The sequence below is a fragment of the Rufibacter radiotolerans genome, assembly GCF_001078055.1.
Classification (GTDB): Bacteria; Bacteroidota; Bacteroidia; order Cytophagales; family Hymenobacteraceae; genus Nibribacter; species Nibribacter radiotolerans.
This window is the reverse complement of record NZ_CP010777.1, coordinates 3,388,116-3,404,102: the sequence shown is the minus strand read 5'-3', so window position 1 is coordinate 3,404,102 and position 15,987 is coordinate 3,388,116. Positions and strand designations below refer to the sequence as shown.

The 15,987-nt window shown below is 52.9% G+C and carries 14 protein-coding genes and 1 tRNA gene; 7 read left to right on the top strand and 8 right to left on the bottom strand.

Annotated features, from left to right (window positions below):
* Positions 1–253: 253 nt before the first annotated feature.
* The 4 genes from TH63_RS13970 to metG all read left to right on the top strand — a co-directional run bounded on the left by TH63_RS13970 (position 254) and on the right by metG (position 4,088).
* On the top strand, positions 254–1,087 hold the full coding sequence (locus TH63_RS13970; protein WP_076606496.1) for a DUF3050 domain-containing protein: 834 nt from the start codon (positions 254–256) through the stop codon (positions 1,085–1,087).
* Between the two features lie 56 nt (positions 1,088–1,143).
* Positions 1,144–1,449 carry a hypothetical protein gene (locus tag TH63_RS13965; RefSeq protein ID WP_048921478.1) on the top strand — a complete coding sequence of 102 codons (306 nt, stop codon included), beginning with the start codon at positions 1,144–1,146 and terminating at the stop codon, positions 1,447–1,449.
* Positions 1,450–1,510: 61 nt separating this feature from the next.
* A complete protein-coding gene (locus TH63_RS13960; RefSeq protein ID WP_156180621.1) occupies positions 1,511–1,822 on the top strand; it encodes a hypothetical protein in 312 nt (103 codons plus the stop codon).
* A 220-nt stretch (positions 1,823–2,042) separates the two neighbouring features.
* On the top strand, positions 2,043–4,088 hold the full coding sequence (gene metG / locus TH63_RS13955; RefSeq protein WP_048921476.1) for a methionine--tRNA ligase: 2,046 nt from the start codon (positions 2,043–2,045) through the stop codon (positions 4,086–4,088).
* Positions 4,089–4,384: 296 nt separating this feature from the next.
* Here metG and TH63_RS13950 read toward each other — a convergent pair whose 3' ends face one another.
* From TH63_RS13950 to atpD, 8 genes are all read right to left on the bottom strand, one after another.
* The gene (locus TH63_RS13950; RefSeq protein ID WP_048922853.1) at positions 4,385–5,356 is read right to left on the bottom strand and encodes an NAD(P)H-quinone oxidoreductase; all 972 of its coding nucleotides are present in this window, start codon (positions 5,354–5,356) and stop codon (positions 4,385–4,387) included.
* 135 nt (positions 5,357–5,491) lie between these two features.
* Positions 5,492–6,658, bottom strand: a complete 1,167-nt coding sequence (locus tag TH63_RS13945; RefSeq protein WP_048921475.1) for a lactonase family protein — start codon at positions 6,656–6,658, stop codon at positions 5,492–5,494.
* A 103-nt stretch (positions 6,659–6,761) separates the two neighbouring features.
* The gene (locus TH63_RS13940) at positions 6,762–7,973 is read right to left on the bottom strand and encodes an MFS transporter (protein WP_048922852.1); all 1,212 of its coding nucleotides are present in this window, start codon (positions 7,971–7,973) and stop codon (positions 6,762–6,764) included.
* Between the two features lie 188 nt (positions 7,974–8,161).
* Positions 8,162–9,379 (bottom strand): MFS transporter, encoded by a 1,218-nt coding sequence (locus TH63_RS13935; protein WP_048921474.1) that lies wholly within the window; start codon positions 9,377–9,379, stop codon positions 8,162–8,164.
* Between the two features lie 286 nt (positions 9,380–9,665).
* Positions 9,666–10,226, bottom strand: coding sequence for an aminoacyl-tRNA hydrolase (pth, locus tag TH63_RS13930; RefSeq protein WP_048922851.1), 561 nt, complete (start codon positions 10,224–10,226; stop codon positions 9,666–9,668).
* A gap of 210 nt (positions 10,227–10,436) precedes the next feature.
* Positions 10,437–11,564 carry a trans-sulfuration enzyme family protein gene (locus TH63_RS13925; RefSeq protein WP_048921473.1) on the bottom strand — a complete coding sequence of 376 codons (1,128 nt, stop codon included), beginning with the start codon at positions 11,562–11,564 and terminating at the stop codon, positions 10,437–10,439.
* Positions 11,565–12,061: 497 nt separating this feature from the next.
* A complete protein-coding gene (atpC, locus tag TH63_RS13920) occupies positions 12,062–12,310 on the bottom strand; it encodes an ATP synthase F1 subunit epsilon (RefSeq protein WP_048921472.1) in 249 nt (82 codons plus the stop codon).
* Positions 12,311–12,387: 77 nt separating this feature from the next.
* Positions 12,388–13,893, bottom strand: coding sequence for a F0F1 ATP synthase subunit beta (atpD, locus tag TH63_RS13915; protein ID WP_048921471.1), 1,506 nt, complete (start codon positions 13,891–13,893; stop codon positions 12,388–12,390).
* Positions 13,894–14,678: 785 nt separating this feature from the next.
* Here atpD and TH63_RS13910 point away from each other — a divergent pair.
* The 3 genes from TH63_RS13910 (at position 14,679) to TH63_RS13900 (ending at position 15,868) form a co-directional block, all read left to right on the top strand.
* Positions 14,679–14,751, top strand: a tRNA-Gln gene (locus TH63_RS13910).
* A 258-nt stretch (positions 14,752–15,009) separates the two neighbouring features.
* The gene (locus tag TH63_RS13905; RefSeq protein WP_048921470.1) at positions 15,010–15,333 is read left to right on the top strand and encodes a hypothetical protein; all 324 of its coding nucleotides are present in this window, start codon (positions 15,010–15,012) and stop codon (positions 15,331–15,333) included.
* Positions 15,334–15,355: 22 nt separating this feature from the next.
* Positions 15,356–15,868: a DUF488 domain-containing protein gene (locus TH63_RS13900; protein WP_048921469.1), complete on the top strand. Its 513-nt coding sequence runs from the start codon at positions 15,356–15,358 to the stop codon at positions 15,866–15,868.
* Positions 15,869–15,987 lie beyond the last annotated feature (119 nt).

The window sequence follows — 15,987 nt, the reverse complement described above, 5'->3', positions numbered from 1 at the left end:
GCTGGCATATATTCATCTTTTGACAAAGTCTTTAAAGCGCCGCTACTATGGCGGACTCGCAAAACAAAACATACTTGGCAAATAGGGGCTTCTTTCCTAAATTAGAGGAAAACGTGCGTTCGTTTTTCCCGTATGCACGAGCACAAGAAACCCTTAACTTAGGAGAGCCTTTCTGAAAAGGGGTAACCCTCTTTTGGCAGGGCCCAGGGTAATACCGCTGCTACGCTTTGTCTTTATCAATCTTCTTTTTTTTATGACCGCCATCTTGGAAAAAACCAGAACTCAACCCTTGCCCCTGCCCATTTGCCATGAACGCATTCAATGGCTCCAGTCAGAATTAAAACCCCACCGTGATGCCTTGATGGAGCACCCGTTGTATGAGTCTATCTATGACCTGGCAGACCTGCGGCCTTTCATGGAGCACCATGTGTTTGCTGTATGGGATTTCATGAGTCTGCTCAAAAGCCTGCAGCGGCACCTTACCTGCGTAGACGTGCCCTGGACCCCGCACGGCAACGCGGCCAACCGGCGCCTAATCAATGAGATAGTGCTGGAAGAGGAAACCGATATTGACCCCGAGGGCCAGCCCATCAGCCATTTTGAGCTGTACGTGCGGGCCATGGATGAATGCGGCGCCGATACCCAGGTGATGAAGGACTTCATAGATGGCCTGCGGAGTGGCAAATCTGTTTACACGCTCCTGGAAAAACTGCCCGTGCCAAGCCACACCCGTGACTTTGTGAAGCATACGTTCCAGATCATCCAGAGCGGGCAGCCGCACCGCATTGCCGCCGCCTTCACCTTCGGGCGCGAAGACGTGGTGCCAGACATGTTCCGGTGCCTCATTGGCGACATGAACCGCCGCTACCCCGGTACCCTGGACAGTTTCCAATTCTACATGGACCGCCACATTCACCTGGATGAGGAAGTGCACTCGCCGCTGGCCATGCAAATGGTCTCTGAGCTTTGCGGCAACGATGACCAGAAATGGGAAGAGTGCCGTGAGGAGGCCGTGGCCTGCCACCGCATGCGCCTCCATCTGTGGGATGGAATCCTGGAGAAAATTCAGCAGAACAAGCGCGGTTAAATCCTTTGCCAAAATGTTCTCGTACTGTAAAGCCACAGACCTTAACACCTATACCTATGGATTTAGATAACCTGAGCTCCAACAGCGAGAACATTGAGAATACCGGTTTCCTTATTTTAAAGGCCTTTAAAAGCAACGGCACCCAGGCAGATGAGGTCTTGGGCTGGGAAGAGATCTATCCTTTCCTGCACAAGGAAGACGAGCATAATCATTACATGGATGTCCAGAAACGGGCCGAAGAGCATTTGCGCAACCAGGGCTATGCCACGCCAGACCCAGCCGGCCTTCGGCTTACGGAGGTAGGCTACAAGGCGGTGCAGGAGTTAGATGACCAGGACCTGAGCCAAAGTAACGCCCGCTAATGGTAAACCGATGAAGACGTTTTGGAAGAGTTTTGGAGAAAAGAGCCGTAAAACGTTTTCAATGGTTTCTTTCCTTTTATTGGGAGTCCTGGCGGGAGCGTGTACTTCTTCCAGAGACAACGCAGCCCTGGAGCCCACCGAGCCGCAACGCACCTACAGCACTATGCCCACCGTGCGCGACATGAATGAGCAATCCAGTGACGTTAACCGGAAGAAGAACATAGAAGACCGAAACCCCAACGCACCGGCCAACCAAACGCCTGCCATGCGTAGCCAGAAGATCCTGCCCGGCCGTCAACCCGCAGTCCCGGACACCATCCGACGTCCCGCGCTTCCCCCAAGGCCAGACACCACCCGCCGGCGCCGCAACTAGTGCTTCTGTTTTAAGGCCGTTTCGCTAAAAACACCCCTAAAACGCCGTCTCCCTGATTTGTTCAGGAGACGGCGTTTTTTGTTAAAACCCAGGTGAGAAGTAAGAGGAACAATCAGGGAACATGCGTGCAGTAACCGCATCGTATTTCAGGGGTGCCAGCATCCGGTGAACGAAAAACCTCCCTGCATTTTCGCTATATTTGCAGCCTAACAGAAACCACATGGCTGATTCTTCTTATCCTCAACGATATACTCTTACCGCGGCACTGCCCTACGCCAACGGTCCCGTGCACATTGGGCACCTGGCCGGCGTGTACATCCCCGCCGATATCTATGCCCGCTACCTGCGGTCCCGCGGCCGCGACGTGAAATTTGTCTGCGGCTCAGACGAGCACGGCGTTCCTATTACCATCAGGGCTAAGAAAGAAGGTATTACTCCGCAGCAGGCCGTTGACAAATACCATGAGCTCATCAAGCAGAGCTTCAGTGATTTCAACATCTCCTTTGATATCTATTCCCGCACCTCCTCCAAGACGCACGCCGAGACGGCCTCTAATTTCTTCCTGAAGCTGTACAACGAAGGCAAGTTCATAGAGCAGACTACCCAGCAGTACTTTGACGAGAAGGCCCAGCAGTTCCTCGCTGACCGCTACATTGTGGGCACCTGCCCCAAGTGCGGCAATGACAACGCCTACGGCGACCAGTGCGAAAGCTGCGGCACCTCTCTCAACGCCACCGACCTCATCAACCCCAAAAGTACCTTAAGCGGTGAGCCGCCCGTGCTGCGCGAAACCAGGCACTGGTACCTGCCCTTGGACCAGTATGAGCCCTGGCTGCGCGAGTGGATTGTGGAAGGCCATAAAAACGATTGGAAAACCAACGTGTACGGCCAGTGCAAGAGCTGGATAGACCAGGGCCTGCAGCCCCGCGCCGTGACCCGCGACCTGGACTGGGGCGTGCCCGTGCCCGTAGAAGGCGCCGAAGGGAAAGTGCTCTACGTGTGGTTTGATGCGCCCATTGGTTACATCTCGGCCACCAAAGATCTGACCCCAGACTGGGAACTGTACTGGAAAGACAAAGGCTCCAAACTGGTGCACTTCATCGGGAAGGATAACATTGTGTTCCACTGCATCATTTTCCCGGCCATGCTCAAGGCCCACGGCGAGTACGTGCTGCCAGACAACGTGCCGGCCAACGAGTTCCTGAACTTGGAAGGCAACAAGATTTCTACCTCCCGCAACTGGGCGGTGTGGCTGCATGAGTACATGCAAGACCTACCCGGCAAAGCCGATGTGCTACGCTACGTGCTCTGCGCCAACGCCCCTGAGACCAAGGACAACGACTTCACCTGGAAAGACTACCAGGCCCGCAACAACAATGAGCTGCTGGCCATCTTCGGGAACTTCATTAACCGGGCGGTGGTGCTTACCCACAAATACTACAACGGCGCCATTCCAGCCCACGGCGAGCTTACAACTTATGACCAGGAAGTGCTGGCCCAGCTGGCCGGTTTCCCCGAAAAGATTGCTGCCTCCCTTGAGCTATACCGCTTCAAGGAAGCCCTGGGCGAACTCATGAACCTGGCCCGCTTGGGTAACAAGTACCTGGCAGACACTGAGCCCTGGAAACTCATCAAGACCGATGCCGCGCGCGTGGAAACCATCATGAACATCGCGCTGCAGATCTCCGCCAGCCTGACCATCCTGTCAGAGCCGTTCCTGCCCGAAACTGCCGGAAAGCTGGCTAATATGCTGCAGTACAAAGCCGGCAAATGGGATGTAGCCGGTTCCCCGGAACTGCTAGCGGCGGGTCACGTGATTGGTGAAGGCGCGTTGTTGTTTGAGAAGATTGAGGACAGCGTGATTGAGGCCCAGGTGCAGAAACTCCTGGACACCAAGAAAGCCAATGAGCTGGAAAACGCCGTAGCCGCGCCGGCCAGGGAAGACATCACCTTTGAGGATTTTTCTAAAATAGACATCCGAATAGGCACCATCTTAGAAGCCGAGAAAGTAGCCAAAACCAAGAAGCTTCTGAAGCTGAAAGTAGACACCGGCCTGGACCAACGCACCATCGTGAGCGGCATCGCCGAGCACTTCAACCCCGAGGAGATCATCGGGCAGCAGGTGTCTGTGCTGGTGAACCTGGCCCCGCGCGAGATCAAAGGCATTGTAAGCCAGGGCATGCTGCTCATGGCCGAGAACGCCGACGGTAGCCTGGCCTTCATGCAACCCTCTAAACCCGTGGTGAACGGGGGAGGCGTTTCTTAGAAGAGTTAAGAGTTTTCTGTTTTGGGGCTGTTTTTAGGAAAACGGGCCCAAAACAGAAACAGAATAAAGCAGAGAGGCTCACCGTCAGAAACGGTGAGCCTCTCTGCTTTATTCTGTTTCATCCTATTTTATTGTCATCCTGAAAGGACCTTGTGGGCGAGCTAGAAAAGCACTGTAGTAAACGCTACTACCATCCGTCCACAAGATCTTTCCAAGATGACAAAAGAAGGAAGGTGATGAGTTACTTGATTGGGTGCTCAGTGGTTTCTATTTGCTGAGTGGTTTCAAAAACTTCCTTACTCTACCAGCAACACCAGTTTACCTATGTGTTGGCTGCTTTCCAATAGTTCATGCGCCTGAGCGGCCTCTGCAAGCGCGAAGGTCTGGTAGATGACCGGCTTGAATTTTCCGGCCAGGAGCAGTGGCCATACCTGGCGCTCAATGTCGGCGGCGAGGGCGGCTTTGAAATCGGCGTCGCGGGGACGCAGGGTGCTGCCGGTAATGGTGAGGCGCTTCTGCATGACCTGCATCACGTTAAACTCGCCTTTGGCGCCGTGCATGGCATTGATGAACACCAGCCGTCCGTCTGGCTTGAGCAAATCAAGGTTTCTGGCAATGTAGTCACCGCCCACCATGTCCAGAATCACGTCTACGCCTTTCCCCTTTAGGGCTTCGGCGAAGTCCTGGGTTTTATAGTTGATGCACTCATGGGCGCCCAGGTCCACGCAGGCCCGGCATTTCTCCTCGCTGCCGGCCGTGGCGTACACCTTGGCACCCCAGGCCCTGGCCAGTTGAATGGCTGTGATGCCAATGCCGCTGCTTCCGCCATGCACCAGAAAGGACTCGCTGCGCTGTAAGTTGCCCCGCTGGAAAACGTTGTGCCAGACCGTGAATACGGTTTCGGGCAGCGAGGCGGCCTCGGCAAAAGTCCAGTCAGGCGGAACCGGCAGGCAATGGCGGGCGTCTACCACGGCGTATTCGGCGTAGCCGCCCCCGGGCAGCAGCGCACAGACGGCATCGCCGGGCTGCCAACGGGTCACCTCAGAACCGCAGGCCTCCACAATGCCCGCTACCTCCAGGCCCGGAATGTCTGCCGGGGCACCCGCCGGGGGCGGATAATGGCCTTTCCGCTGGGCCACGTCTGGGCGGTTGATGCCGGCGGCCTTCACCTTTACTAATACCTGGTGGGAGAGCAACGCGGGAACGTTCTTCTTCTGGAGTTTTAACACGTCTGGCGCGCCAGTCGCCGTCATCACAACTGCCTTCATGATTTTTTTCTGGGAATACATCTGGTACAGCTATACCGTCTCTGGGAGAAGAGGTTGCAGTCGTCAGGTGCAGTTACCAATGAGAAGGTGTTTTAGAGGTGTTTTAGGGAAAACAAGCCTAAAACAGGAAAGGCGTTATTTTCTGGGCGTGCCTGGGAAAGCGGGCAATACCTGCAGGAAAACCGGCGACGGCAAATTAGTGGAATGGCCGGTGTACGTGAGCTTACCGGTGGCAGTATCTACTTTATAACTGGTGATGTTATTGGAGCGTTGGTTGGCCACCAGCAAGGTTTTACCAGAAGGACTGAGGGCGAAGTTGCGGGGCCAGTTGCCTTCTACGCTTATGTGCTGTACCAACGTGAGTTTATTGGTTTTAGCGTCAATGGCGAACACCACCAAACTGTTGTGGCCCCGGTTAGAGCCGTACACAAAGCGGCCGTCGGCAGAAACGTGCACATCGGCGCAGAAGCTTTCCCCCGAGAACCCAGCCGGCAAAGTAGACACCGTCTCTACCTCAGTGAACGTGCCGGTCACGGCATCATAGGTCAAGGCCGAAAGGGTGGAATTCAGTTCATTGATCACGTAGGCGAAGCGCCGATTGGGGTGAAAGGTGAGGTGCCGCGGTCCTGCGCCTGGCTGGACTTTAAACGCGGGCTGAGCCGTCTTGGTCAGGTTTCCTTCGGGGCCCCATTGGTAGCGCACAATCTGGTCAATTCCCAGGTCTACGGCCAGCGCGAACTCATGTGAAGGGTCCGGGATAATGCAATGGGCGTGCGGGGCGTTCTGCTGCTTCTTCGGCCCTTGGCCGGTGTGCTGCTCCGTAAAAGAGGCGGCTCCCAGACGTCCATCAGATTCAATAGGAAAAGCGGCCACGTTTCCTCCCACGTAATTGGCCACCATGGCCACCTTATGCTGCGGGTCCAGGCTGATGTAGCAGGGCGCGCCGCCCAAAGAGGGTTGCTTGTTCAGGAAGGAGAGTCCGCCGGTTTTGGGGTCTATGGCAAACGCGCTGACCGCCCCGCTTTTCTGGCCCTGGTACTCGGTGGTCTCGTTGACGGCATACAGGTTTTTTCGGTCAGCGGCCAGAGCCAAAAACGATGGGTTTTCGCCGCCTTTCACGGCCAGGACCTGGGTGAGTTCGCCGGTTTCCTCATTTAGCCGATAGCCAAAAATACTTTCAGCGTCTGGTTTTGCATAGGTGCCTACGTAGACCATCATTTCTTTAGGGGTTTGGCTTGGTTTAACGGTGGTGCAGGCGGCCAGGGTTATGGTTAATAGGAGCGAAGCAGAGAGAAATTTCATAACGGAAACGGTGTTTAAGGAAAGATGGCTAAAAGTTGGGAAAGGAGAAAAGGCTTTTCCGATTTAGCGCCGTTTTTCGGAAAACAGGCCAGAAACAGAAATATCAATTCGTCGCACTTAGCCTTTTCACCACCACGTAGAAACCCACCGCCGCTACCAGGCAAAGCATGGTGGCGCCCCACCAAAGTGTTTCAAAGCCATGGTTGGCAATGGTGGTGGTGCCCACGTACGGGCCCAGGATGTGGGCCGCGGAGTAAGAAAGGCTGTACAAGCCCATATAAGAGCCCCGGTTATACGGCCCCGACCGCTGCACCGTGAGCGTGCTCATAAACGGCATAGCAAACATCTCAGAAAGGCTCATCAGAAGCACAGAAAGAACCAGTACCCAAAACCCATGCACCAGGTTGAGCAGCGAGAAGGCCGTGGCCAACAGCAGTAAGCCCACCACAATCAGTTTCCAAAGGGCGTGCTTATCGCCTAGCAGGTAGACAATCACCATCTCCAGCAGAAACACCAACAATCCGTTAAAGGCCAGCAAGCCGCCAATCTCAAGCTTAGAGAGTTGGTACACCTGCCGGAAGTACAGCGGCATGGTGGAGAAGAACTGGAAAAACGCCACCGCATAGCAGCAGCACAGAACGGCAAAGAGCAGAAACAGCCCATCGCGGTAGGGGGTGCGGGCAGGGGTGGAAGACACCGGCCGTTGTGCTTTGGGGACAGGCGCATGGCCTTGGCGGTGCCGGAAATAAAAGAAGAAAAAGGCCCCAGCGGCCAGGCAGGTAAGGCCATCTGCCATGAACAGCCATTTGAAGGAGATAGTAGCCAGCACCCCGCCCAGTGCCGGCCCAATAGAGAAGCCCAGGTTAATGGCCATCCGGTTGAGCGAGAAGGCGCGGGTCACGTTCTCGGGACGGGCGTAGGAAGAAACCGAGGAGGCGTTGGCGGGCCGAAGGCATTCGGTGAGGGTGCTCAGAATCAAGATACCTCCGGCGAAAAATGCGAAGCTTTGTAGCTGCACCATCACAAAGAACCAGGCTCCGCCCAGCACCAGACTAAAGAACTGCACCTTGAAATGCCCAATTCTATCGGTGAGCCAGCCGCCCAGAAACGTACCACACATAGAACCTACCCCAAACAAGCTCAGCAGAATACCGGCCTGTTTCAGGCTGAAGCCCATGGACTCGGTGAGGTACACGCTCAGGAACGGCACAACCATGGCCCCGCTGCGGTTAATGAACATGACGGCCGCCAGCAGCCAGGCTTCTCTGGAGAGGCCGCCAAAGGCGTTACGGTAAAGGGAAAGAATACTGGTCATGGGGTGCTGCAAAGGACAAAAGTAGGCAAATGCGGCCAATCCAAAAGCCTGCCCTAGATAAGAACAGTGGCTTATGTGGGGAAAGGGATAGGTTAAACGGAAAATAGCAAGGATGGCGTTTTAGGGCTGTTTTTGGTAAAACACTTCCAAAACAGCTTTAGTACAGCCTATTTCAGAGATGGGTTTCCTCAGGACATCTGCAGTCTGCGCACCACCAGAAACAGTCCGCCGGCGGTGACCATGCATAAGGCGCCGGCGCTCGCCCAAAGGGTCCCAAACCCGAAGCTGTCTATAAGGGTGGTGCCTGCCAGGGGCCCCACAATATAGGCCGCCGAGTAGGCCAGGGTGTAAAGGCCCATGTAGGCCCCCAGGTTCTTCGGGCCAGACCGCCTGGCAGTAAGCGAAGCAATGAACGGTAAGGACAGTATTTCAGAGAGGCCAAACAACAAGATGGAGAGTATCAGCACCGGCAGGCCATGGGCCAGGTTCAGGAGCAAAAAAGCCAAGGCCATGAGGGAAAGCCCGCTCACAATCATTTTCCAGGGGGCGGGTCGGTTGCCAATGAGGTAGACAATAATCATTTCCATTAGGCACACGATCAGGCCATCCAAAGCCAGCAGGGCGCCAATCTCCATTTTAGACAGGCTGTACACCTGGTGCCAATACAGAGGCATGGTGGTGAAAACCTGCGAAAAAGAGATCAGGAAGCAACAGCACAAGGCAATGAAAAGGAGAAACAGGCCGTCGCGGTACGGGGACCGCTCTGAGTGGGATTCTGGCGCCACGGTTGCCGGTTGAGTTGGCTCCGTTTCTGGCCCCACGCTATCTTGCCTTTGCCGGAACAAGAAGTAAAAGAGGGCCCCGGCCGCAATACAGGTGAGGCTGTCTACCACGAAGAGCAACTGATAGGAAACCATGGCCAAAATTCCGCCCAGGGCCGGGCCAATGGAGAAGCCCAGGTTCATGGCCAACCGGTTTAAAGAGAAGGCGCGGATTATGTTTTGGGGCGGGGAATAAGAACTTACCGCAGCGGCAGTGGCCGGGCTCAGGCACTCGGTGAGGGCACTCAGCAGGAACAGACCGCCTACCAGAAACTCAAACCGCTGCACCCAGAGCATCACTATCAGCCAAACCGCCACCAACAGGAAGCTACACAACTGTACCTTGAAATGTCCTATCTTGTCTGTGAGCCACCCGCCAATACAGTTGCCCACCATGGCTCCCATGCCATACACGCTCAGGAGTATGCCCACCTGCTTTATGTGAAGGCCCAGCCCCTCTGTGAGGTACACGCTCAGGAACGGTACCACCATGGCACCGGCACGGTTAATGAAGATGACAGCCGTTAGGAGCCAAGACTCCCGGGAGAGACCACCATAGGCATTGCGGTAAAGGGAAAGGATCATACAATTCTTTGAAAATCCACTACAAAATGGAGATGTTTTTGGATAATTCCAAAGAAGGGGTATCTGACGTTTCTATTTGGGCGGCAATTCCCTGTTCTTGTTTGCTACTTATTAAAAAAGAATAGACCTGAGATGTATCGGTATTTATACTGTACAGGAGGTGGATTTGCCGCATTTCTGCTTTTGAGGTAACCCCTTGATAGGGTGGTAGTTTTATAGCGTGATTCCCTGTTTTGGGGCCGATTATTGGGAAACGTCCCCAAAACAAAGTTTTTCGGGAAATGGATTATTTGTTGTAGAAGTTCATGGTCCGCTCCATGCCAATCGTCCCGAAGGACTCGCACATTTCCGCGGCTTTCTCAATGTGGGTGGAGAGGTCAATCTTCTCATCTTCTGAAAACGGGCTGAGCACATAATCTACCTGCCGTCCTTTAGAGAACTGCGAGTCTACCCCAAACCGCAGGCGCGGATACTCATTGCTGCCCAGCGTCTGTTCAATGTGCTTGAGCCCATTGTGACCGCCGGCGCTGCCTTTGGCCCTCATTCTCAGCTTGCCGTAGGGCAGGGCCAGGTCATCAGTAACCACCAGCATCTGCTCAGCCGGAATTTTAAGCACGCTCAGCCAATGTGCCACCGCCTTGCCGCTCAGGTTCATGAAGGTGGTAGGCTTCACCAAAGTAAAATGCTTGCCCTTGGTCTTGAATTCGGTGACAAAAGAATGCCGGCCGGTATCAAAAGAAACGCCGTGTTTTTTGGCCAAGTGGTCCAGCACCATAAAGCCTATGTTGTGCCGCGTGTTGGCATATTCAGGGCCAATGTTGCCCAGGCCCACGAGTAAGTATTTCATATCAGAAGGAGTATCATCTGCCGGCAAAGGCTCTTTCTTGCCACCAAACCAACTCATTACATTTTTAAACATTCTGCGAAGTTAGTTGATAGTTGTCTGTTTTTAGTTGTTAGTGCTGCGTTTTAGAAAAGCCGAGGTGTTTTTGCGAGCAAAGAAAATTCCCCCTAACCGCTTCCTTCCAACTAAAGCCGGACAACTAAACACGAACAACTAAATAGCCGCCAGTCCGCGCGCCAAATCTGCCCGCAGCTCCTCTACTTCTTCTATGCCCACGGATAACCTGATAAGCCCCACCGTGATGCCTTGGCTCTCGCGCTGGGCAGGGGTTAAACCGCGGTGCGAGGTGCCTACGGGGTAGGAGATAGAGGTAGTCACGCCGGCCAGCGATGGTGCGAAGGGGATATGGGTTAAGGCGCGCATGAAACGGTTCACAGACTCCGTATCATCTGCAATCCGGAAGGAAAGCATGCCGCCAAACATTCCCTTGCCTTGCTCTTTGGCCAAGGCGTGCTGCGGATGATCTGGTAAGCCCGGGTAGAACACCGCCTGTACTTTGGGGTGCTGTTGCAGCCATTGGGCCAGGACCAGGGCGTTGGCGCTGTGCTCACGCATTCTCAGTTTCAGGGTCTTCAGGCCCCGGGCCGCTAGCCAACCTTCAAACGGACTCAGGTTCAGGCCCCAGGTGCGCATGATCTGGGCGGCCCGCTGGGCATCTGCCGCTTCTTTGGCCACTACCACGCCGGCCGTTACATCGCTGTGCCCCGACAGGTATTTGGTGACGCTATGAATCACTATATCGGCGCCCAGCGTCAAGGGGTTGGTGAGAATAGGAGAGGCGAAGGTATTGTCTACAATCAGTTTCAAGCCTTTGGCTTGGCATGCCTGCGCCACTTGGGCCAGGTCCATGACGGTCATCATGGGGTTACTGATGGTCTCTACCAGCAGCAGTTTGGTATTGTCTTGCACGTATCCTTCCAGGGAATAGATATCGGCGGTGGGTACATACGTCACTTCCACGCCCATGCGGGTGAGCTCTGACGAAAGCAGGGAAGAGGAGCCGCCGTAGATTTCCTCGGCGCACAGCACATGGTCCCCGGCCTTGGCATACACCAGCACCGCCGTCAAGATCGCCGACATGCCCGAAGACGTGACCACCGCCCCCTGGCCCTGCTCCAGTAGGTTTATTTCCTGGGCCAGCTCATCTGTGTTAGGGTTGCCATACCGGGTGTACATGTACTGCGGCCCCGGCTCAGAGAAATAGGCTTCCAGGGCATTTAGGTCCTCAAACGTGAACACAGAAGTCTGGTAGATAGGCGTGGTTTTAGGCGATATTGACACAGCGTATGAATTAAGAATTAGGAATTAAGAATTAAGTCCAAAATGGACAAGAAATAAGGTGACATTTCCTTTCTGTCATCCTGGAAGGGTCTCGGTGGCGAGCGGTAGTGACGGTGCGCTAAGGCTTTTCTAGTTCGCCCACAAGGTCCTTTCAGGATGACAATTTAGTTGGTTGCTTGGTTTGGCTGCGTAAGAACTGAAGTCGTTTATAAATTCAATTTTAAGCAATCAACCATCAGCAATTGATAAGTAGAAAAGTCCCTGCATTCAGTTTGTTGGTGAGAACACCAACAAGGGCAAAAGAACTAAGGACACTTCTAAATTAAATTATTAGCAATCAGCAATTGAACAATCAGCAATTAACAATTCTAAAGGTAAGCAGAAAGCGGGGAAAGTTGAAAATGCGTTTTAGGCCTGTTTTCAGGAAAACGGGCCTAAAAGAGAAAGCCCGCCTTCTTTGCAGAAGAACGGGCTTTCAGAATGAAAACAGGAAATCGTTAGGCGATAACGGCTTCGGCCAGGACAATGATTTTGTTGTCCAGAACTTCTACCACACCCCCGTCAATCTGGAAGACCAGTTGCGCACCGGCGGGTGGTGTTACCCGTACCGGGCCATTGGCCAGCGCACTTATCAGGGGAGCGTGATTGTTCAGCACTTCAAACCCACCGTTAATGCCGGGAAATTGCGCCGAGATCACTTCGCCTTCAAATACTTTCTTATCTGGGGTGATGATTTCTAAATACATCTGTTAATGTGCTAATTGGCTAATGTGCTAGTGTGCTAATTATTCCATCAGCACATTAACACATTAGCACATTAAAACTATTTCGCTTCGGCCATCATTTTCTGACCTTTCACAACGGCGTCTTCAATGGTTCCTACCAAGTTGAAGGCACCTTCTGGAAGGTTGTCATGCTTGCCGTCCATGATCTCGTTGAAACCGCGGATGGTGTCTTTGATATCAACCAACACGCCTTTCAAGCCAGTGAACTGCTCGGCCACGTGGAACGGCTGAGACAAGAAACGCTGTACCCGACGTGCTCTGTGTACGACTAATTTATCTTCTTCAGATAATTCGTCCATACCCAAGATGGCAATGATGTCTTGCAATTCTTTGTAACGCTGTAAGATCTCTTTCACGCGCTGGGCCGTGTTGTAGTGCTCAGCACCTACCACGTCAGCGGTCAAGATACGGGACGTAGAATCCAGAGGGTCTACCGCAGGGTAGATACCAAGCTCAGAGATTTTACGGGAAAGTACAGTGGTAGCATCTAAGTGAGCGAAGGTTGTCGCTGGAGCCGGGTCAGTCAAGTCATCCGCAGGAACGTAAACGGCCTGTACAGAAGTAATGGAACCACGCTTAGTAGACGTGATACGCTCTTGCATGGCACCCATTTCCGTGGCCAGCGTTGGCTGGTAACCTACCGCAGATGGCATACGACCTAAAAGGGCCGATACCTCAGAACCTGCCTGGGTGAAACGGAAGATGTTGTCAATGAAGAAAAGGATGTCACGACCAGCGCCAGAACCGTCACCGTCACGGAAAGACTCCGCAATGGTCAAACCAGACAAGGCTACACGGGCACGGGCCCCAGGAGGCTCGTTCATCTGACCGAACACGAAGGTAGCTTTAGACTCTTTCAGGGCTTCCTGGTCTACTTTGGATAGATCCCATCCGCCGTGCTCCATAGATTCCATGAACTCGTCACCGTATTTCACGATGCCAGACTCAATCATCTCACGCAGCAAGTCATTTCCCTCACGGGTACGCTCACCCACACCAGCAAACACAGAAAGACCACCATGGCCTTTGGCGATGTTGTTGATGAGTTCCTGGATCAATACGGTTTTACCAACCCCGGCACCCCCGAACAAACCAATTTTACCCCCTTTGGAGTAAGGCTCAATCAGGTCAATTACTTTGATACCGGTGTACAATACTTCAGAAGAAGTAGAAAGGTCCTCAAAACGAGGGGCATTGCGGTGAATTGGCAGATCCATCTCGCTCACGGGCTGAGGGATACCGTCAATGGCATCGCCAATTACGTTGAACAGACGTCCTAACACATTCTCGCCGGTAGGCATAGAGATAGGAGACGCCAAATCCGTTACTTCCATGCCACGGGTTAAGCCTTCGGTCGCGTCCATCGCGATGGTACGTACCCGATCCTCGCCTAAGTGCTGCTGAGTTTCCAGTACCACGCGGGCACCGTTCTCTTTCACCACTACCAGGGCATCCATGATGTTGGGCAACTTAGAATTCTCACCCGAGAAGCTTACGTCCACTACCGGACCGATCACCTGGGTAATTCTGCCAATATTCGCCATTTGGTTGGTTTATAATTATTTAGATAGTACTCACTTCTTTCAGGCTGCAAAAATAGAGGTTTATCTCTGCAATTCCATGGAAGTAGGTAAAAAGTTTTGGAGAGTAAGCAGGGGGCTCAGAATGGGAAGGAGGGAATTACATTATATAAGGATTAAAGCCGTTTAAAGGGCGTTTTTCCGGAAATAAGCGAAAACTGCGGGCCAGGCTTTTTGGTTGGTCAGCGAGTGGTGAAGCAAGTTGAACTACGACACACTATTTATATAATGGGGTAATGCCTGGTTCCCGCAGGAAAGATAAAGGTGAATTTCGCAGCAGGCGAAGGGGTCAAATGGTAGACGCCAGGCAGGCCATAGCCCGTTCCCATTCATACTGGCTGCGCAGGTTCACAAACCCATGATTGCCGTGCCTAGTCTTTCATACGTCTTCCAGCACCTGGGTTGTCAGGAGACAACTGGCCCCGATTTTAGAAAAGATATTCATTTATTTGGCGAGAGCCCGAGCTGCGTGGAGGCGAGCAGGAAGTCCGCCTAACAGGAGGCATTTGAAAAAGCAGATTCAGTCAATAGCCTGACTTTCACTAAACTTGGCGTGGGAAAAGGTGAGGATGTGGTGGTAAATGGCGTGGTTTTCCATGGCATGGAGGCCATCAAAAACAGCTATGGCACCGCGCTGGTGCAGATTATGGAATAAATTTTCTGATTTTTTTTAGCGGGGCCTATTGCGCTGAATAAATTCTTTCCTACCTTTGCATCACCAAACGATAGCAATGCTGTCTAAGGGAGATTGTCCGATGGTGTAACTGGCAACACGTCTGATTTTGGTTCAGAAGAGTCCAGGTTCGAAACCTGGTCGGACAACCTAGAAAGCCTTTCAGAGAAATCTGAAAGGCTTTTTTGTTTCCATTCAGCTTGCTCTCAGCAGCCCGCCTGACCCTTGCCGTCGTCTACCATTCTCTGACGGAAGACTGTTGTATTGCCCTCGCTCGCCTCTGCAACAGAATAAAACCTTTCCCGGTGCTTCTACGAAGAACAGAAACAAACCTTTGGTAACAGAAAAGCGATCTCCTTTTTCTACTGCAGGCTTTTTCTCTCTTTTCTCACGCAAGCCCTTTCTTTATGAACAACATGGCAAGTGTTTCAGAAGTCCTGAACCATCTCAAAGCAGAAGGGTACACCGAGGATTTCAACCTGAGTGACAATTGCCTGGTCTGCCACGGCAACTCATTGCAGCTCTTTCCTGAGGAATTTGTGGTAGACAAGCATTACCGGTTTGAAGGCAACACAGACCCCGGCGACGAGGCCGTGGTGTACGCCATCTCCTCTGAAAAGCACCATCTGAAAGGGATCCTGGTCAACGCCTACGGTATCTATAGTGACTCCGCCACAGATGAATTGGTAAAAGCCCTGAAGGAAAAGATCTCGGGAACTACTGATCTTTAAACCTTTCCTCTCGCTTGCACCCATGGCAGATACGCACCCCACTATTTGGACTATTGGTCATTCTACTCGCACCACAGAAGAATTTCTGGCTGCTTTACTCCATTTTGAGATTAAAGTGCTTGCCGATGTAAGAAGGTACCCAGGTTCTAAAAAGTACCCTCAGTTCAACGTAGAAGCGTTGCAGGCAGCTTTGGCAGGGGTGGGGATTGAGTACCTGCCAGAAATTGAGTTAGGCGGACGCCGCAAGCCCCACCCCAATTCTAAGAACACCGTTTGGCGGAGCGAATCATTTAGGGGCTATGCAGATTACACAGAGACAGAGCAATTTAACACGGGCCTGACCACGCTCATGCAAGTGGCAGCCGAAAAACGTACCGCCTATATGTGCTCTGAAGCGGTTTGGTGGCGTTGTCACCGCGCTATCATCTCAGATGTACTCAAGGAAAAAGGCTGGCGCATAGAACACATTATGAAAGAAGGCGTTACCAAAGAACATCCGTTTACCGCGGCCTACCTGCAAAAACACCCACTATAAAATATAAAATCCCTTACAGTCAGCGCTCTGCGAAGGTGCTTTTTCAGAAAAAGTACCTGTTCTTTTTTGCCTCTTGGGTTTGAGCCTACCAAAATAAGCAGTAGTTTTGCGACTTCATT